Source organism: Nocardia lijiangensis NBRC 108240, assembly GCF_001613045.1.
GTDB classification, from domain to species: Bacteria; Actinomycetota; Actinomycetes; order Mycobacteriales; family Mycobacteriaceae; genus Nocardia; species Nocardia lijiangensis.
This window is the reverse complement of sequence record NZ_BDBP01000103.1, coordinates 17,880-35,224: the sequence shown is the minus strand read 5'-3', so window position 1 is coordinate 35,224 and position 17,345 is coordinate 17,880. Positions and strand designations below refer to the sequence as shown.

Sequence of the window (17,345 nt, the reverse complement as noted above, 5' to 3'; positions counted from 1 at the left end):
CGCGCACCGTGACCCGCTCGGCCGCACCGGACGCGGGCACGAGAACCTCGGCCCGGTGCCGGAACCGCGACGCGCGCAGGACGGCGCCCAGCGGGTCGGGCAGGGTGTCCGGCACCCCGTCGTCGGTCCACAGCAGCAGACCGGCCCCCGGCGACCACAGTCCGTGCAGCATCCGCCCATCCAATCAGGAGGGTCCGACACGTCGGCACCGCGCCGTCCTGGATTTCTGGCGCCGGGCGGAACATACTGGGATATCCGCTGGTCACGAGTGAAAATCACAGCTGAGTGTCAACGAAAGCGGAGGGCAGCAGCATGACGATTCTGCTCCAGGTAACCGAGCAGAGCTTCTCGCCTACAACGCCGTGGGAGCGGCGCAAATTCACCTTCGTCAACGCCGCCAGGATCGTCGGGATGCGTCTCGACGGCGTGTGCGGCGTGTGGCTGGACCTGTCACGTCCTGGGGAATCGCAGCACCTGGCCCAGGTCCCGGACCCGCACGAGGCGATCACCTTCCTGCTCACCACCTTCGCCAAGATCGCCGAGTGCGAAGAGCGCGGCGGCTCGTGGCTGATCGGGCACGACGGGACGCACACCGAGTCCATCGCGGCCACCAGATTCCCGCCGCGCACGAGCGAGGTCGCGGGCGACGACCTGCTGGCGCGTGCCTGGTTGTGAGGACGCGCCCGCTCCACAACTGATCGGCTCCCTGTTCGCCTGATCCATGAATGTCGGTGCGCACGAGTACAAGTGACATCGTGCGTGCGGACGGTCGGGGTCGGGTGCTCGCGCCGCTCGTCGCGGCGCTCCTTCTTGCGGGCTGCGGCGGGTGGTCCGCGGGACCGGTCGCCCCCGCGCCGGGCAGCCCGAGCAGGGCCCAGCTCGAACAGCTGCTCGCCGAGGTGCGGGTGATCGGCGAGCGGCCGCGGCCGGGCGGCTACGAGCGCGGCTGCGGACATGGCCGGAGCTGCGTCTTCGGGCCGTCCTGGACCGACGACTACGACGGTCCCGGCGGGCACGACGGCTGCGACACCCGCAACAACGTGCTCGCCGCCCAGCTCACCGACGTGCGCTTCCGGGAAGGCACGCGCGACTGCGTCGTCGTGTCGGGCACCCTCCACGACCCGTACACCGGCGATCGCAGCGCCTTCCGCAAGGCGGATGCCCGCACGGTGCAGATCGACCACGTCTACCCGCTGGCCGCGGCCTGGGACATGGGCGCGTCCACCTGGCCGCCGCAGCGCCGGGTGCGGTTCGCCAACGACGTCGAGACCACCCTGCTGGCCACCTCGGCGAGCGTCAACCAGGCCAAGGGCGACAGCACGCCAGGGGAATGGCTGCCACCGTCGCGCACCGGCCACTGCTTCTACGCGGGGCGCTATCTCACCGTCGCGGTGCGCTACGACCTACCACTCACCGCTGCGGACCACGTCACGCTGCACGACATCGCTCGCACCTGCCCCTGACACCGTCCGCCGAAAACGCTGCGGCCGACGACTCGTCGCGCTCTCGTCCCTAGGGCGCGCCGGTCGCGACCGGACGTTTGGGGTCGTTGGACCACTGCGACCAGGACCCGGGGTACAGCGCGGCCTCGACGCCCGCGACGGCGAGCGCGGCGACCTGGTGAGCGGCGGTGACGCCGGAGCCGCAGTAGACCGCGACCGGGCCGGAGCCCAATCCGGCAAAGCGCTCGCGCAATTCGGCCGCGGCGCGGAAACGTCCGTCCGCGTCGAGGTTCTCGGCGGTCGGGGCGCTCACCGCGCCGGGGATGTGTCCGGCTTTGGGATCGACCGGCTCGACCTCGCCGCGATACCGCTCGCCCGCGCGAGCGTCGAGCAGCACGCCCTTCCACTTGGCGACGGCGTCGGCGTCGACCACCGGCAGCTTGCCTGGCCGCAGCTCGACATCACCCGGCTCCGGGTCGGGTTCGGCGCCGGAGGCGAGTTCGCCGCCCGCGCTCGTCCAGGCGGGCAGTCCACCGTCGAGGAGGCGGACGTCGGCGAGACCCGCCCAGCGCAGCAGCCACCACGCCCGCGCGGCGGCCATGCCGCCGGTCGCGTCGTAGACCACCACCGGATCGCCGGTGCGGATGCCCCAGCTGCGCGCGCACTTCTCCAGCTGCGCGATGTCGGGCAACGGGTGCCGTCCGCGCGCGGGTGAAGGCGGCGCGGCCAGTTCGGTCTCCAGATCGACGAAGATCGCGCCGGGAATGTGCCCGTCGAGATAGTGCTGCGGCCCGTTCGGGTCGCCCAGCGCCCACCGCACATCGAGTAGGCGAACCCGCTTGTCCCCCAGTGCTTCCCGAAGTTCCCCCGCAGAGATCAGTACCGCGCTCAACCCAGCTCCTCGTCCAGTCTCTCTCGCGCGCCGACCCTCTCACCATAATGGACGCTGTCGGACGAAGTCCGTCGAACAGCCCGCGGCGAAGTCAGGCCAGTTTCCCGGCACTGGCCGGTGACACACCCGCTGACCAGCGGCAGTATCCGCACAATGGCCAAGGTTTCCGCGCTCCCCGATCTCGATCCCGCGCCGCGGGACGCGCCCGCCGCCGGGCTCGCGCAGCCGCTCGGGGCTGGCGTGGTGACGGCGCTCGTCGGGTTCACCAGTTCGTTCGCGGTGGTGCTGAGCGGGTTGACCGCGGTCGGCGCCACCGCGGCCCAGGCCGCGTCCGGGCTGCTCGCCGTGTGCGTCGCCCAGGGCATCGGGATCATCCTGCTCAGCTACCGCTACCGGATGCCGATCACGCTGGCCTGGTCGACGCCGGGGGCCGCGCTGCTCGCGGGCACCGGCACGATCGCGGGCGGCTGGCAGGCCGCGCTCGGGGCCTTCGCGCTCACCGGCGTGCTGATCGTGATCACCGGGCTGTGGCAGCGGCTCGGGAACCTGGTCGCGGCGATTCCGGTCGAGATCGCGCAGGCCATGCTGGCGGGTGTGCTGGTGCCGCTGTGCCTCGCGCCGGTCGAGGCGGTGGCGGTCAGTCCCGCGGTGGTGGTCCCGGTGATCCTGGTGTGGCTGGTGCTGCAGCGCTTCGCCAAGCGCTGGGCGGTGATCGCCGCGTTCGTCGTCGCCGCCATCGGCGCGGGCGTGAGCATCGTGGTCCAGCATCGCGACATCGACCTGGCCGCCATGGCACCGACGGTGGAACTTGCTGTGCCGCAGTGGAATTGGCAGGCGATGATCGGTATCGCCATCCCGCTCTACTTCGTCACCATGGCCTCGCAGAACATCCCGGGCACGGCGGTGATGCGGTCGTTCGGCTACCAGGTGCCGTGGCGCGCGGCCATGACCGTCACCGGTATCGGCACCATCCTCGGCGCACCCGCGGGCGGCCACGCCGTCAACCTGGCCGCGATCAGCGCCGCCCTGTCCGCCGCGCCCGCCGCGCACCCGGATCCGAAGCGCCGCTGGATCGCGGCCTGCACCGCGGGGGTCACCTATCTGCTGCTCGCCCTCGGCTCCGCGGCCCTGGTCACTCTGGTGGCCGCCGCACCGGAGGGCACGCTGGAAACGGTGGCCGGGCTGGCGTTGCTCGCGACGCTGGCCGCGGCGCTGGCGGGAGCCCTGCGCTCCGAACAGCACCGCGAGGCGGGCGTGATCACCTTTCTCATCGCCGCGTCGGGCGTCGGATTCCTCGGCATCGGCGCCGCGTTCTGGGCCCTGATCGCGGGCTTGCTCGTGCGCTGGGCACTGCGCCCGCGCGCCGATGCCGCGGCTACATCCGGCTGAGCAGGGTGAGCGGGTCCTCCAGGAGACTCGCGGTGGTGGCGAGGAAGCGCGCGGCCAGTTCACCGTCGATCATGCGGTGGTCGAAGCTGACGCCGAGCGTGGTCACCCACCGAACGGCCAGTTCGTCGCGGAACACCCAGGGCCGCTTGTGAATCGCACCGAGACACAGGATCGCGGCCTCGCCGGGATTGACCAGCGGCACCCCGGCGTCGACGCCGAAGACCCCGACATTGGTGAGGGTGAAGGTGCCGCCGCGCAGGTCGGCCGGTGTCGCCGAGCCGGAGCGCGCGGTATCGGTGAGCCAGCCGATCTCACGGCACAACTCGCGCAGGCTGAGCGATTGCGCCTCTTTGAGATTGGGCACGAGCAGGCCGCGGCCGGTGGCCACGGCGATGCCGAGATTCACGTAGTGCCTGGTGACGATCTGCTGATTCGCCTCGTCCCAGCAGGCGTTCACGCCGGGGAATTCCGCGATGGCGGCCAGCGTCGCCTTGGCGACCAGCGCCAGCGGTGTGAGTGTCAGCCCGGCAAAGGATTTGGTGGTGCGCAGATGGTCGAGAAGTTCCATCGACGCGGTGCAATCGAGCGTGACGAAGACGCTGGCCTGCGGGATCGTCCGCGCGCTCGCCAGCATGGCCGCCGCGGTGCGCTTGCGGATGCCGGTGATGGGTGCGCGTTCTTCGCGCACCGAGGGGCGGATCACGCCCGCGTTCGGGTCGGGCACCGACGGTGCGGTGCGCATCGCGGGCGCAGTGTCGGTCCGAGTAGCGGAAGTCCGCGGCGGCGAGACGGGCACTGCGCCGCGCACGTCGTCGACCGTGACCGCGCCGTTCGGACCGGAACCTGCGACGAACCACAGGTCGATGCCGAGCTCCTTGGCCAGTTTGCGAGCGGCAGGCGTCGCCGCGGCGCGCCCCTCCGGCGCGGGCCTGCGCCTGCGCGACTCGGCTTCGCCTTCGGGCCCGTAGCCGACGAGCACCGATGTACGGCCGTTGCCCTCCGCGGTGTCGGGTCCTGACGACGGCGGCCCGGCGGACTCGGGCACCGCTATGGACGGCGGGGGCGATGCGATCCGCACTCGGATCAGCGGCGCGCCCACCTCGACCGTCTCCCCCGGCTCGGCCAGCAGCTCCTCGACCCGCCCCGCGAACGGCGACGGCAGCGCCACCACCGCCTTGGCGGTTTCCACCTCCGCGATCGTCTGATTCAGCTCGACGCTGTCGCCGACGGCCACCGACCACGACACCACCTCGGCCTCGGTGAGTCCCTCTCCGAGATCCGGGAGCCGGAATTCCAGGACGTGGCCGTCGTCTTCCACTGGGTCGCCTCTCGGATCGGGGTCGGCGGTCAGGCGGCGAGCGAACGGTCGACCGCGGCGAGGATGCGATCGGCGTCGGGCAGGTGGTGCTTCTCGAGCTTAGCCGGGGGGTAGGGGATGTCGAACCCGCCGACGCGCAGGACCGGCGACTCCAGGTGGTAGAAGCAACGTTCGGTGATCCGGGCCGCGATCTCCGCGCCGAGCCCCGCGAAGACGGGAGCCTCGTGCACCACGACCAGCCTGCCGGTCTTGCCGACCGACGCCTCGACGGTGTCGAAATCGATCGGCGCGAGGCTGCGCAGATCGATGACCTCGAGCGAATGCCCTTCCTCGGCGGCGATTTTCGCGGCCGTCAGCGCCGTGGCGACGGTGCCGCCGTACGCGACGACGGTGGCGTCCTCGCCGGTGACGCAGACCCGTGCCCGATTCATCGGCAGCTCCGGCGGTGCGTCGAAATCGACGTCGGCCCTGTCCCAGTAGCGCCGCTTGGGCTCGAAGAAGATGACCGGATCGTCCAGCGCGATCGCTTGGCGCACCAGGTGATACGCGTCGGCGGGATTGCTCGGCGACACCACCCGCAGCCCGGCGGTGTGCGCGAAATACACCTCCGGCGATTCGGAATGATGCTCCACCGATCCGATGCCGCCGCCGAACGGAATGCGAATCGTGATGGGCGCGATCACCTTTCCCTTGGTGCGGTAGTGGATCTTGGCGACCTGCGAGACGATCTGGTCGAACGCCGGATAGACGAAACCGTCGAACTGGATCTCGCAGACCGGGCGATACCCGCGCAGCGCCATGCCGAAAGCCGTTCCGACGATGCCGGATTCGGCCAGCGGGGTGTCCACCACGCGGTTGTCGCCGAAGTCCTTCTGCAGCGTGTCGGTCACCCGGAAGACGCCGCCGAGCTTGCCGATGTCCTCGCCCATGAGCACGACCTTGGGATCGTCCTCCAGCGCCCGGCGCAGACCGGTGTTCAGCGCGTTGGCGAAGGTGGTGATCATGGGCGTACTCCTTCCGGTCGCGCGGAGGACGCACCGGGATCGCCGGTCAGGTACTCCGCGTACTCCCGCCGCTGTTCGTCGAGCAGCGGGTGCGGTGTCGCGTAGACGTGGTCGAACAGCTCCATCGGTGCCGGATCGGGCATCTCGATGGTCGCGGTGCGCACCTGCCGTGCGACGTCGTCGGCGTGGGCGGCGACCTGCCGTTCCCAGTCCTCGTCGAGCAGGCCCTCCCGTTCCAGCAGCCTGCGCACCCGGTCGATCGGATCGCGGCGCTTCCACTCCTCGGTCTCGGCCGCGGCGCGGTACCTGGTCGGGTCGTCGGCGGTGGTGTGCGGGCCCATCCGGTAGGTGAGCGCCTCGATGAAGGACGGCCCGCCGCCCGAACGCGCTCGCGCCACCGCCTGCCTGGTCACCGCGAGCACGGCGAGCACGTCGTTGCCGTCGACCTGCACGCCGGGCATGCCGTAGCCGTAGGCGCGACGCGCGATCGGCGTCGCGCTCTGGATCCGCACCGGTGCACTGATCGCCCACTGGTTGTTCTGACAGAAGAAGACCACCGGCGCGCTCCAGCTCGCGGCGAAGCCGAGCGCCTCGGCGAGGTCGCCCTGACTCGTCGCGCCGTCGCCGAAGTAGGCGATGGTGGCGATCTCGGCGCCGTCCAGGTGCGCGGCGTAGGCGTAGCCGGTGGCGTGCAGACCCTGCGACCCGACCACGATGTTCGGGTTGGTCATGTTCACCGCGCCGGGGTCCCAGCAGTAGTGCGCCACACCGCGCCACAGCCGGGTGAGTTCGGCGGGCCGGACGCCGCGGCAGTAGGCGACGGCGGCTTCGCGGTAGCTGCAGAACACGTAGTCGTCGGGATGCAGGGCGCGCGCCGAGCCGACCTGGGCGGCCTCCTGCCCGAGCAGCGGCGGCCACAGTCCCAATTGGCCTTGGCGCTGCAACGCCGTCGCCTCGACGTCGATGCGCCGGGCCACCACCATGTCCTCGTAGAGCGCGCGCACCTGGTCCGGTCCGACGTCGGCGACGAGGGCGGCGTGCTGGCGATCGAGGACTCGGCGGCCGTCGGGCTGGATCAACTGCACCGGGTATGTGGGCTTCTCCGCCATGACTGCTCGCCTCCTATCCTGCGCCGAGCATCGCTGTGCCCTATATCACAGCATCCACGATAAAGCGGTCTGCGCAAGTGGCCGATAGACCAATGAGCAGAATGCTCAAATCGGTCGGCCTCGGTGGTGTCATACTGCGTTGTATGTCCAGTAAGGAACCCGTCGACGCCACGTTGGATGCCACCGACGCGCGCCTGCTGCTGGAGCTGGTCGCCAACCCGAGGGCGACCGGCGTGGAACTGGCCAACCGCCTCGGCCTGTCCCGCAACACCGTGCAGGCGCGGTTGTCCCGATGGGAGGCCAGCGGCGTGCTCGGGAGCTTCGAACGGCGGGTGCAGCCGAGGGCGCTGGGCTATCCGCTCGCCGCGTTCGTCGCGGTGGTGGTCGATCAGCACCAATTGGATTCGGTGGTGGACGAACTCGCCGAGGTCCCCGAGGTCACCGAGGTGTGCGGTATGACCGGCCTGACCGATCTCACCGTCCGCGTCGTCGCGCAGGACGCCGACGACCTGTATCGAATCGCCGGGCAGATCCTCAAGATTCCGGGCGTGGAGCGCACCAATATGGCGCTGGTGATGCGCGAACTGGTGGGTCCGCGGACCGCGCCGCTGCTGGATCGGCTGGCCGGATCGAGCTGAGTTCCCCGTCTCGCTCCGCTGTGGACGAACCCCGCAGCGGGTGGCGCCCGCTAGGGTGCGGGCATGGAGATTTCGGGCAAGGTCGCGATCGTCACGGGGGCGGGCGCGGGGATCGGGGCGGCGCTCGCGCGGCGTCTCGTCGAGCGCGGAGCGCGAGTCGTGGTCGCCGACCTGGACGCGGAATCGGCCGCGGCGGTGGCGCAATCCCTTGGCACGCAGGCTGCTTCCGTGGGCGGCGACGTCTCGGACGAGAAAGTCGTGCAGACGCTGATCGACCGGGCCGAGGCCGAATTCGGCCCGGTGGACCTGTATTTCGCCAACGCGGGCATCGGCGGCGGCCCTGGCTTGGAGAGCACCGACGAGCAGTGGTCGGCCGCGCTGGAGGTGAACGTGCTGGCCCACGTTCGCGCCGCTCGCCTGCTCGTCCCGGGGTGGTCGGCGCGGGGCGAGGGGTACTTCGTCGTCACCGCCTCGGCCGCGGGACTGCTCACCCAGATCGGCTCCGCGCCGTACTCTGTCACCAAACACGCCGCCGTAGGATTCGCCGAATGGCTCTCGGTTACTTACGGGGACAGCGGGATTCGGGTCAGCTGCGTCTGCCCGATGGGCGTCGACACCAAGTTGCTGCACGGTGATCTGATCCCCGGCGACGAGGCGGCCGCCGCCCTCGCGATCAAAGCGGTCACCGCGGCGGGCGCGGTGCTCTCGCCCGAGGAGGTCGCCGACGTCGTGCTCGCGGGCGTCGAGGCGGAACAGTTCCTGATCCTGCCGCACCCGGAGGTGCTGGAGATGTATCGCCGCAAGGGCGCCGATTACGACCGCTGGCTGGCGGGCATGCGCCGGTTCCAGAGCGCGTTGCGCGGGTAGCCCGCCGTGCTGATCATCGACACCGATCGCGGCGGTGACCCGGTCGACGCGATCGCGCTGGCGGTGGCGGTGGCGAGCAGGCTGCCCGAGCTCGCACTGGTCGCGACGAGTGACGAATGCGGCGGGCGGCGCGCAGCGCCCGGGATCGCCGAGGGCGCCGTCAGTCGGTGACGAGTTCGGCGGCCGCGGTCCGGATCACCTCGGGGATCTCGACCGGCTTGCGCGTCTCGGAGTCCACGTAGACGTGCACGAAGACTCCCGTGGCCGCGAGCTCGAGCGAGCCGTCGGCGTCGCGGAAGATCGCCAGGTCGTAGGTGATGCTGGAGCGCCCGAGCCGGGAGATGCGAAGCCCCACCTGGAGCTGGTCGGGGAAGCTGATCGACCCGAGGTACTGGCAGGAGGTCTGCGCGACCACGCCGAGGGCGGGCAGATCCCTGATGTCCGTGCCGGTCGCGTGCATCAACCAGGCGTTCACCGCCGTGTCGAAGTACGAGTAGTACGTCACGTTGTTCACGTGGCCGTAGTGGTCGTTGTCCGCCCACCGGGTCGGCACCGGCCAGAGCACGGGATACTGCTGTGTCACCCGGCCGACGATAGCTCAGCGGGGGCCGCACCCAGCCGGTGGTCGCGAGGACTGACCCCGAAGTGCCGTTTGAAGGCGGCGCTGAGCGCGAAGGCCGAACCGTAGCCGACCTGGCGCGCGATGGCCTCGACGGTGGCGTCCGATTCCTGGAGCAGGTCGGCCGCGAGCGCGAGCCGCCATTCGGTGAGGAAGGCCATCGGCGGTTCGCCGACCAGATCGGTGAACCGCCGGGCCAGTGCGGCGCGGGATACGCCGACCGTCTCGGCCAGGCTCGCGACGGTCCAGCCGTGCGCCGGATTGTGCTGGAGCAGGCGCAGGGCCTTGCCGACCAGCGGATCGCTGTAGGCGTGGTACCACGCGGGGGCGTCGTTGCGTGCGAACCAGGCGCGCAGCGCGGCGATCAGCACCAGGTCCAGCAGGCGGTCCAGCACCGCGCCCTGGGCGGGCTGATCCTTGGTGGCCTCGTCGGCGAGGATGTCGAGCAGGCGGCTGTCGAAATCGCCGTGCGGCAGCACCGCGATGGGCGGCAGGGCGCGCAGCAGGCGTTGGCTCGCGGCGCCCGCGGACTCGTAGGTCCCGGTGACCATCATGGTGGCGCCCTCCGGGTCGGTGCCCCATTGCCGGACGCCGAGACTCAATGTCTCGCAGAGGATTTCACCGTCGGGAGTCTTGGTGACCTGGCCGGGGTGAATGATGATCTGCGGCGGCGTCGCCGGGTCGTCGGCGACGGTGTAGGGGTGCGGGCCGCGGAAGATGGCGACGTCGCCCGCATTCAGCTGGCGCGGTTCGCTGGTGGACGAAATCCTGCTCGCCTCTTGCGAATTCGACTTCGCGCCGGGCGCGGGCCGGTCTGGGACGATCCAGGCGGTGCCGCGGATCATCGACAGCACGGTGAGCGGCGCTTCGTCCTGGATGCGCAACGACCACGGTGGATCGAGCAGTGAACACATCAGGAACGCGCCCCTGGCGCGTGGACCTTCGAGCAGACTGGCGACCGCATCCACATGTCCACAGTAGACGCACACGCATGGTTGCGAGCGGATGAACTATGTTTCGTCTCGGCTCCGGACGGTGTACTCGAAGCATGAACAGCAACGACAGCGCGCAGCCCCGCATCCTCGTCACCGGAGGCACCGGCAAGACCGGTTCCCGGGTGGCGGCCCGGCTTCTGGCGGGCGGCCACGACGTCCGCATCGGGTCCCGTTCCGCGGAGATTCCGTTCGACTGGGCCGACCGCGCCACCTGGGGTCCCGCGCTCACCGGCGTGGACGCCGTCTACCTGGCCTACCAGCCCGATCTCGCCGCACCGGGCGCTCCGGACGTCATCAGGGCGTTCAGCGCGGCCGCAGCGAACAGTGGCGTGCGCAAGCTGGTGCTGCTGTCCGGCCGCGGTGAACCGGAGGCGGTCGAGTGCGAGCAGATGGTGCGGGATTCCGGGCCTGCATGGACCGTGGTGCGCTGCGCCTTCTTCGCCCAGAACTTCAGCGAGGGCGCGTTCGCGGACTACATCCTGTCCGGCGCGGTGGCGCTGCCCAACGGCGACGTGCCCGAACCGTTCGTGCACGCCGACGACATCGCCGACGTGGCGGTCGCCGCGCTGACCGAGCCGGGGCACGACGGTCAGGTTTACGAACTCACGGGACCGCGCGCGTTGTCCTTCGCCGAGGCGACCGCCGAGATCGCGAAGGCCACGGGCCGCGACATCCGGTTCATCCCGCTCACCCGCACGGAATTCGTGGCGGGACTGACCGAATACGAGGTACCCGCGGACGAGATCAGTCTGCTGGACTACCTCTTCGGCACCCTGCTCGACGGCCGGAACTGCGCCACCACCGACGGCGTGCGCCGCGCGCTCGGCCGCGAGCCCAAGGACTTCGCCGAGTACGCCGCCGAGACGGTGGAGGCCGGGGTGTGGGCGACGCCGGCGATACCCGTGCACTGAACCGCGGGGTCGGCCTCCCTCGAATACTCGGCGTCGGCAAGGGAATTCGTTATACGACGCAATGGCGCGTCGGTGGCGGGCTCGGCCGCGCCGGGCCACTCTCCGCAGGAATAGCGGACGCCGGAGAGTGGTTGAAATTGTCGGAAGTGGAATGTACCCATCCGCGGACGTGGGGTTCAACGGCGAGCGCCACGCAACCGGACCCTTTCGGGCCGACGATGTCCCGGACCGGCCCCGCGGATGGGTGCGGAGGGTGGAGCACTCGGCGGATCGGCTGCCGGTGCTCCCGATAAGCCCAGCGGTGAGGTAGCCCTGGGGTGCGCCGGGTGTGGGGGCGATCCAGTCGTCGATGTGCCCACCGCGGTGGTGTCGACGGTGGGCGGATTACCGAACATCGCGGGGTCAGTGGGCGTCGTCGGAGGCTCTTGTTTCGCTGTCATATTCGACGGCGGGCTTCGGCTCGGCCGGGGCGACGACGCCCGCCTGCCAGCAGCAGAGCAAGACCGCGACCAGCGGGACCAGCATGGCGGTGGTCAGGGGGATCAGTTCGGTCAGCCAGCCGATGACGGCGGGGCCCGCGAGCAGACCCAGGTAGCCGAGGCCGAAGACGCGGGCCATGTCGGTGGCGGCGGTGCGGGTGCCGAGATTGCCCGCGGCCGTGAAGATCTGGGGGACGCTGCCGGACAGGCCGAGGCCGCAGAGCGCCCATCCGGTGAGGGTGAGCGGTGTCCAGGGGGACAGCATGATCAAGCCGAGGCCGAGGGCGGCGACGAGGGTGCCATAGCGGACCACGGCGACCCGGCCGAACGCCCCGCTCACGCGATCGGCGGCGAAGCGGCCCGCAGTCATGGTCACCGAGAACGCGCCGAACGCCAGCGCGGCGGTGGCTTCGTCGACGCCGAGGTGTTCGCGCATGTGCAGGGTGCTCCAGTCGGCGGCGACACCTTCCACGAGCAGCACGGCGAAGGCCAGAGCGGCCAACGCCAGGACCTTGCGCCCGTGCCCGGGTTCCGGCACATCGGCCGCGTCCCCGGTGTGCGCCGGGCCGATCACTTCCGAGCCGGGCGGTTCGGGCCGCTGCGGCGCGGCCGGATCGGGCAGCAGACGCGGCACACTCGCGGCCACCAGCGCGAGGCAGGCCGCCGAAGCCAGGATCAGGGTGACGCGCACGTCCCAGCCCGCGCGCAGGGCGGCGGCGCCGAGCAGGGAGCCCAGCAGCCCGCCGCCGGAGAACAGGGCGTGGAACGCCGACATGATCGGTCGCGGGTAGGCCCGCTCGACCTGCACCGCTTGGGCGTTCATCGAGACGTCCAGCGCGCCGTTGCCGAACCCGAAGCAGGCCAGCGCCGCCGCCAGCCACACCGGACCGGTCGCGAACCCCGGACCCAGCACGGCCACCGAAACGATGCACGCCGCCGCCCCCACCAGCCTGCTGCTCCCGAACCGATCGGCGAGCGGCCCCGCGATCCGCATACCGGCAATGCCCGCGCCCGCCATGATCAGGATGAACATGCCGAGCGTCGAATGGGAGATCCCCGTCCGATCGGTGATGACCGGAATGTGCACGACCCACATCGCCAGGAGGAAACCGTTCAAACCGAACACGGTGAAGACCGCACCGCGCGCGAGTCTTGTTCGACCATCGACCATCTTGGCTGGCACCACTTCGACGGTACCGGGGTGTCGTGCGGTCGGTCCTGCCCATTCTTTCCAGTCGGGCCCATCTCGGCCGGTGGTTCAGGCTACGTGCCCTAGGCCCGCCCGCGGCACGCCCTCGATGCCGTCGAGCCCGCGGCGCTGGGTTGGCCGCTGCTCGTCGGTGTGTAGGGCTCGGCGCCGCGGCGGGTGCGGGCCTGCGGGGGTCTACAGGTACATCCCGGATTCCGGATGTGCAGCGGTGGTGTCGATGCGAGTGGCGCCGTGTTGCAGGGCTATGAGTTCGGCGAGGGAGAGGCCGCTGTCGGGGACAGGGGCGGGTGTGTCACCGAGCCAATGGCGGGCTTCCGTGGGTGAGAGACGACCGATCTCGAGTTGGGCCAGGCAGCGGCCGGGGCGGGTAACGGCGGGGTGCAGGCGGGACAGGTCCTCGTTGGTGGTGATGGCGACGAGCACGTCGCGGCCCTGGCCCAGCATGCCGTCGGTGAGGTTGAGCAGTCGCGAAAGACCCTGGCCTGCCGAGGCTTTCGCTTCTGCCCTGATGAGTTCGTCGCAGTCCTCCAGCACCAGCATCCGCCAGCGACGGCGTTCGTCGTCGACCTCGGTGGCGGCCGACATGAGGTAGCCGGGCTGGCTGAACAGCAGCTCCGGATCCAGCACGCAGTCGACCTGGCACCACGGCTCCCACGCCCTGGCCAAGGCGCGCAACGCCGTGGTCTTGCCGGTGCCCGGCGGGCCGTGCAGCAACAGCAGCCTGCCGCGAATGTCGTTCGGCGACATCGCCATCAGCCGATCCAGGGCGGCCGCGGCCAGATCCGGATAGTTGCGGCGAATGTCCGGCCAGACCGGTGTGTCGATGTCGTGTTGGCGCCGCCGCGGCCCCTGCTGCCCGTGCAGGTACCAGAATCCCATCTGGATGCCGTCCTCCACCTCGGACGGTTCCTCGGCGTCGCGGATCGATTCGGCCAGAATGTCGTTCGCCAGTTCCTCGGTGACGGCGGTGACCTCGACCACCGCGGATCGGTCGGCCCACCGGTCGGCGCGCAGCGTCCAGCCCTCGCCGACCACGAGGATCGAGCGGCTGTTGTCCTCCTCGATGGCGCGGGCGATCCGCGAACCCGCGGGGCGCAGCGGCGCGTCGGCCCGCACCCGTTCGAGCTGCTTCTTGCGGTAGCGGGCCTGCTCGCCTTGGACGAACGGCGTCAGCGCGAGCACGTCGAGCACATCACGCGGGGAGTAGTACGAATCCAGTGCGACGGACCACCGCAGGCTCTGGGCCGGATCGACCGGACCCGACTCGGGCCCGATCAATCGAAGTGGTTCCTTGCGTTCCAACATTCCGCCCATGATCGGCGTGTCCCACCGGTGGCGTCCACCGAATTAACTCCCGGCCGACGCGAAGCGGCCCCCCGCTCCACTGGAACGGGGGGCCGCGATACCGCGCGTTTACAGCGCCTTCAGTTCCTCGGTGACCGCACCGACGGACTTCTTGGCGTCGCCGAACAGCATGGAGGTGGTGTCGGCGTAGAACAGCGGGTTGTCGATGCCCGCGAAGCCGGAGTTCATCGAGCGCTTGAGCACGATGACCGACTTGGCCTGGTCGACATTGAGCACCGGCATGCCGTAGATCGGGCTGGAGGCGTCCTCGCGGGCGGCCGGGTTGGTGACGTCGTTGGCGCCGATGACCAGGGCGACATCGGTGCGGCCGAACTCGCCGTTGATGTCGTCCATTTCCTTCATCGCGTCGTAGGACACCTCGGCCTCGGCCAGCAGCACGTTCATGTGCCCGGGCATACGACCGGCGACCGGGTGGATGGCGTACTTGACCTCCACACCCTTCTTCTCCAGCAGCTCGGCCATTTCCTTGACCGCGTGCTGAGCCTGCGCGACGGCCATGCCGTAACCGGGGACCACGATGACCTGGTTGGCGTACGCCATCTGAATCGCGGCATCCGCGGCCGAGGTGGCCTTGGCCTGCTTCTGCTCACCGCCACCCGCGCCGGGCGCGGTGCCACCGCCACCGAAACCACCGGCGACGATGGCCGGGATGGAACGGTTCATGGCCTTGGCCATCAGGTTGGTCAGGATGGTGCCGGACGCGCCGACGATCATGCCCGCCACGATCATCGCGGTGTTGTTCAACGCCAGACCCGCCGCCGCGGCCGACAGACCGGTCAACGCGTTGAGCAGCGAGATGACCACGGGCATGTCCGCGCCACCGATCGGCAGCACCACCATCAGGCCGAGCACACCGGCGGCGAGGAGCAGCAGCACCATCCACCACCACGGCGCGCCACCATCGGCGGCGCCGAGGCCGATGACCACCGCCGCGGCGATCGCGATCACCAGCAGCAGCAGGTTCAGCGGCTGCTGCAGCTTGCCCACACCGATCGGGCGGCCGGGCAGGGTCTCCTGCAGCTTGCCGAAGGCGATCAACGAGCCCCAGAACGAGACCGAACCGATGATCGCGGCGAACAGCGAGCCGACGATGATGTGCACGGTCGGCTCTTCACCGTGCTTGAAGTTGGAAAAGCCGGTGGTGTCGAGGAACTCGGCCCACGCGATGAGCGCGACCGTGCCACCGCCGACGCCGTTGAACGCGGCGACCAGCTGCGGCATCGCGGTCATCTTGGTGTACTTCGCCGGCGGCACACCCAGCACCACACCGACCACCAGACCGGCGACGATCAGGATCCAGTTGGACGTGTCGCGCACCGCGATCAGAGTCGCGACCACGGCGATGCCCATACCGACGGCGGCGATCCAGTTGCCGCGCACCGCGGTCTTGGGCCCCGTCAGGCCCATCAGACCGTAGATGAACAGAGCGAAGGCGACGATGTAGAGAATGTTGACTAGGTTGTCCATGGATTACTCGCCCGCCTTCTCCGCCGCGGCGACCGGCTTCTTGCCCTTGAACATGCCCAGCATCCGGTCGGTGACCACGAAACCACCGACCACGTTCAGGGTTCCGAAGACCACCGCCACGAACAGAATGATCTGGATGCCGATCGAGGGATCCTCGACCCGGCCCAACGTCACCAACGCACCCAGCACGACGATGCCGTGAATGGCGTTGGTACCCGACATCAACGGCGTGTGCAGGGTGTTGGGGACCTTGGAGATGACAGCGAAACCGACGAACCCGGACAGCACCAGGATCGCGATGTTCGCCAGGAGTTCGGTATACATCAGTTCACCTCACGAGTGACGCAGGAGTCCGCGAGGACCTGATCCTCGAAGTCGGGGGCCACCTTGCCGTCGACCAGCATCAGTTCCAGCAGGGCCGCGATGTTCTTCGAGTACAGCTCGCTGGCGTGCTCGGGCATGGTGGCGGGCAGGTTCAGCGGCGAGGCGATGGTGACGCCGTGCTTGACCACGGTCTCGCCCGGCTCGGTCAGCTCGCAGTTGCCGCCGGTCTCACCGGCCAGGTCCACGATGACGCTGCCCGGCTTCATGCCCTCCACCGCGGCGGCGGTCACCAGGCGCGGCGCGGGACGACCCGGCACCAGCGCGGTGGTGATCACCACGTCGAAGCCCTTGATCGCGTCCTCCAAAGCCTGCTGCTGCTTGGCCTTTTCCTCGTCGGTCAGCTCACGGGCGTAGCCACCCTCACCGGCGGCGTCGATGCCCAGATCCAGCCACTGCGCACCGACCGAACGCACCTGATCGGCGACCTCGGGGCGCACGTCGTAGCCGGTGGTGCGACCACCGAGACGCTTGGCGGTGGCCAGCGCTTGCAGACCCGCGACACCCACGCCGAGCACCAGCACCGTCGCGGGCTTCACCGTGCCCGCCGCGGTGGTCAGCATCGGGAAGAACCGCGTGGACTCCGACGCAGCAAGCAACACCGCTTTGTATCCGGAGACATTCGCCTGCGAGGACAACGCGTCCATCACCTGCGCACGAGAGATACGCGGAATCGCCTCCACCGCGAAGGCCTGCACACCGGCCGACTTCAGGGCCCCGATCTGGTTCTCGGCGTTGCGCGGGGCGAGGAACCCGATCAGCGTCTGCCCACCGGACAGCTTGGCCACCTCGGCATCGCTGGGCGGGGCCACCTTGACGACCACCTCGGCCGACCAGGGATCGCCGATGGTCGCACCGGCCTCCACATAGGCTTCGTCGGGAATGAGCGCACTCAGTCCGGCGCCGGCTTCCACGACCACTTCCACGCCCTGCTTCAGCAGCGCCGGAATGATCTTGGGCACCAAAGCGACACGCCGCTCGCCCGTGTTGGACTCGCGAACGACTCCGACACGCGCTCCGCGCGGCGACGAGTCGCCAACGTTTTGCGTTGTCTCCACTTGTCAGACTTCCTTCTCGTGCTGGCCGTTAGCCATCGACCGACGTCCCGGACGAAGTTACCCATGAGTAAGTTCGCCAAAAATCCTCGCCACTGTACCCGGCTCGCGGTGAGCCTAGCTGAGATGCCCATCACAGGACGTGGTCGGATTTCGCCCATATGCCGGATTCGCACCGCGTCGACGCACCCTGTCGAGACCTTT

18 protein-coding genes are annotated in these 17,345 nt (G+C 69.8%); 7 read left to right on the top strand and 11 right to left on the bottom strand.

Going from position 1 to position 17,345, the window contains the following annotated elements:
* The first annotated feature begins 312 nt into the window (after window positions 1-312).
* Both NL1_RS30435 and NL1_RS30430 read left to right on the top strand, forming a co-directional pair.
* Window positions 313-675: a hypothetical protein gene (locus tag NL1_RS30435; protein ID WP_067846604.1), complete on the top strand. Its 363-nt coding sequence runs from the start codon at window positions 313-315 to the stop codon at window positions 673-675.
* A gap of 50 nt (window positions 676-725) precedes the next feature.
* Window positions 726-1,463 carry an HNH endonuclease family protein gene (locus NL1_RS30430; RefSeq protein WP_067846601.1) on the top strand — a complete coding sequence of 246 codons (738 nt, stop codon included), beginning with the start codon at window positions 726-728 and terminating at the stop codon, window positions 1,461-1,463.
* Window positions 1,464-1,512: 49 nt separating this feature from the next.
* Here the strand turns inward: NL1_RS30430 and NL1_RS30425 are convergent, their stop codons facing one another.
* Window positions 1,513-2,322: a sulfurtransferase gene (locus NL1_RS30425; RefSeq protein WP_218024511.1), complete on the bottom strand. Its 810-nt coding sequence runs from the start codon at window positions 2,320-2,322 to the stop codon at window positions 1,513-1,515.
* 165 nt (window positions 2,323-2,487) lie between these two features.
* On the opposite strand from NL1_RS30425, the gene NL1_RS30420 reads away from it, so the two are divergent.
* On the top strand, window positions 2,488-3,723 hold the full coding sequence (locus NL1_RS30420) for a benzoate/H(+) symporter BenE family transporter (RefSeq protein ID WP_067846594.1): 1,236 nt from the start codon (window positions 2,488-2,490) through the stop codon (window positions 3,721-3,723).
* Here NL1_RS30420 and NL1_RS30415 read toward each other — a convergent pair.
* From NL1_RS30415 to pdhA, 3 genes are read right to left on the bottom strand one after another with little or no spacing between them, the layout of a single operon-like run.
* Window positions 3,710-5,041 (bottom strand): dihydrolipoamide acetyltransferase family protein, encoded by a 1,332-nt coding sequence (locus NL1_RS30415; RefSeq protein ID WP_084511150.1) that lies wholly within the window; start codon window positions 5,039-5,041, stop codon window positions 3,710-3,712. The genes NL1_RS30420 and NL1_RS30415 overlap by 14 nt on opposite strands.
* A 29-nt stretch (window positions 5,042-5,070) precedes the next feature.
* Window positions 5,071-6,045 carry an alpha-ketoacid dehydrogenase subunit beta gene (locus NL1_RS30410; protein ID WP_067846591.1) on the bottom strand — a complete coding sequence of 325 codons (975 nt, stop codon included), beginning with the start codon at window positions 6,043-6,045 and terminating at the stop codon, window positions 5,071-5,073.
* Window positions 6,042-7,154: a pyruvate dehydrogenase (acetyl-transferring) E1 component subunit alpha gene (gene pdhA / locus NL1_RS30405; protein ID WP_067846588.1), complete on the bottom strand. Its 1,113-nt coding sequence runs from the start codon at window positions 7,152-7,154 to the stop codon at window positions 6,042-6,044. Before pdhA ends, NL1_RS30410 begins: the two co-directional genes overlap by 4 nt.
* 143 nt (window positions 7,155-7,297) lie before the next feature.
* Here pdhA and NL1_RS30400 point away from each other — a divergent pair, with 143 nt between their 5' ends.
* The 3 genes from NL1_RS30400 to NL1_RS37935 all read left to right on the top strand — a co-directional run bounded on the left by NL1_RS30400 (window position 7,298) and on the right by NL1_RS37935 (window position 8,830).
* A complete protein-coding gene (locus NL1_RS30400; protein ID WP_067787660.1) occupies window positions 7,298-7,792 on the top strand; it encodes an Lrp/AsnC family transcriptional regulator in 495 nt (164 codons plus the stop codon).
* A gap of 63 nt (window positions 7,793-7,855) precedes the next feature.
* Window positions 7,856-8,659 carry an SDR family oxidoreductase gene (locus NL1_RS30395; RefSeq protein WP_067846582.1) on the top strand — a complete coding sequence of 268 codons (804 nt, stop codon included), beginning with the start codon at window positions 7,856-7,858 and terminating at the stop codon, window positions 8,657-8,659.
* 6 nt (window positions 8,660-8,665) lie between these two features.
* The gene (locus NL1_RS37935; protein ID WP_174553488.1) at window positions 8,666-8,830 is read left to right on the top strand and encodes a hypothetical protein; all 165 of its coding nucleotides are present in this window, start codon (window positions 8,666-8,668) and stop codon (window positions 8,828-8,830) included.
* Here NL1_RS37935 and NL1_RS30390 read toward each other — a convergent pair.
* Together NL1_RS30390 and NL1_RS30385 are read right to left on the bottom strand one after the other, a co-directional pair.
* Window positions 8,820-9,242: an acyl-CoA thioesterase gene (locus tag NL1_RS30390; protein WP_245673654.1), complete on the bottom strand. Its 423-nt coding sequence runs from the start codon at window positions 9,240-9,242 to the stop codon at window positions 8,820-8,822. The genes NL1_RS37935 and NL1_RS30390 overlap by 11 nt on opposite strands.
* Entirely contained in the window at window positions 9,239-10,246 is a 1,008-nt protein-coding gene (locus NL1_RS30385; RefSeq protein ID WP_067846576.1) for an AraC family transcriptional regulator, read from the bottom strand. The genes NL1_RS30390 and NL1_RS30385 overlap by 4 nt, the downstream gene beginning before the upstream one ends.
* An 80-nt stretch (window positions 10,247-10,326) precedes the next feature.
* Between NL1_RS30385 and NL1_RS30380 the strand changes: the two genes are divergently transcribed.
* Entirely contained in the window at window positions 10,327-11,184 is an 858-nt protein-coding gene (locus NL1_RS30380) for an NAD(P)H-binding protein (protein WP_067846574.1), read from the top strand.
* 402 nt (window positions 11,185-11,586) lie between these two features.
* Here the strand turns inward: NL1_RS30380 and NL1_RS30375 are convergent, their stop codons facing one another.
* The 5 genes from NL1_RS30375 to NL1_RS30355 form a co-directional block, all read right to left on the bottom strand.
* Window positions 11,587-12,834 carry an MFS transporter gene (locus NL1_RS30375; protein ID WP_067846571.1) on the bottom strand — a complete coding sequence of 416 codons (1,248 nt, stop codon included), beginning with the start codon at window positions 12,832-12,834 and terminating at the stop codon, window positions 11,587-11,589.
* Window positions 12,835-13,047: 213 nt separating this feature from the next.
* On the bottom strand, window positions 13,048-14,178 hold the full coding sequence (locus NL1_RS30370) for a DUF5925 domain-containing protein (RefSeq protein WP_245673653.1): 1,131 nt from the start codon (window positions 14,176-14,178) through the stop codon (window positions 13,048-13,050).
* Window positions 14,179-14,286: 108 nt separating this feature from the next.
* Window positions 14,287-15,705 carry an NAD(P)(+) transhydrogenase (Re/Si-specific) subunit beta gene (locus NL1_RS30365; protein WP_067846565.1) on the bottom strand — a complete coding sequence of 473 codons (1,419 nt, stop codon included), beginning with the start codon at window positions 15,703-15,705 and terminating at the stop codon, window positions 14,287-14,289.
* Between the two features lie 3 nt (window positions 15,706-15,708).
* A complete protein-coding gene (locus NL1_RS30360; protein WP_067846562.1) occupies window positions 15,709-16,029 on the bottom strand; it encodes an NAD(P) transhydrogenase subunit alpha part 2 in 321 nt (106 codons plus the stop codon).
* Entirely contained in the window at window positions 16,029-17,144 is a 1,116-nt protein-coding gene (locus NL1_RS30355; protein ID WP_067846558.1) for a Re/Si-specific NAD(P)(+) transhydrogenase subunit alpha, read from the bottom strand. The genes NL1_RS30360 and NL1_RS30355 overlap by 1 nt, the downstream gene beginning before the upstream one ends.
* Between the last annotated feature and the right edge of the window lie 201 nt (window positions 17,145-17,345).

Coding starts and splice junctions, on each gene's coding strand:
- NL1_RS30400 (WP_067787660.1), top strand. CDS start 7,298: ATGTCCAGTAAGGAACCCGTCGACGCCACGTTGGATGCCACCGACGCG.
- NL1_RS30435 (WP_067846604.1), top strand. CDS start 313: ATGACGATTCTGCTCCAGGTAACCGAGCAGAGCTTCTCGCCTACAACG.
- NL1_RS30365 (WP_067846565.1), bottom strand. CDS start 15,705: ATGGACAACCTAGTCAACATTCTCTACATCGTCGCCTTCGCTCTGTTC.
- NL1_RS30370 (WP_245673653.1), bottom strand. CDS start 14,178: ATGTTGGAACGCAAGGAACCACTTCGATTGATCGGGCCCGAGTCGGGT.
- NL1_RS30375 (WP_067846571.1), bottom strand. CDS start 12,834: ATGGTCGATGGTCGAACAAGACTCGCGCGCGGTGCGGTCTTCACCGTG.
- NL1_RS30380 (WP_067846574.1), top strand. CDS start 10,327: ATGAACAGCAACGACAGCGCGCAGCCCCGCATCCTCGTCACCGGAGGC.
- NL1_RS30420 (WP_067846594.1), top strand. CDS start 2,488: ATGGCCAAGGTTTCCGCGCTCCCCGATCTCGATCCCGCGCCGCGGGAC.
- NL1_RS30395 (WP_067846582.1), top strand. CDS start 7,856: ATGGAGATTTCGGGCAAGGTCGCGATCGTCACGGGGGCGGGCGCGGGG.
- NL1_RS30410 (WP_067846591.1), bottom strand. CDS start 6,045: ATGATCACCACCTTCGCCAACGCGCTGAACACCGGTCTGCGCCGGGCG.
- pdhA (WP_067846588.1), bottom strand. CDS start 7,154: ATGGCGGAGAAGCCCACATACCCGGTGCAGTTGATCCAGCCCGACGGC.
- NL1_RS30430 (WP_067846601.1), top strand. CDS start 726: ATGTCGGTGCGCACGAGTACAAGTGACATCGTGCGTGCGGACGGTCGG.
- NL1_RS30360 (WP_067846562.1), bottom strand. CDS start 16,029: ATGTATACCGAACTCCTGGCGAACATCGCGATCCTGGTGCTGTCCGGG.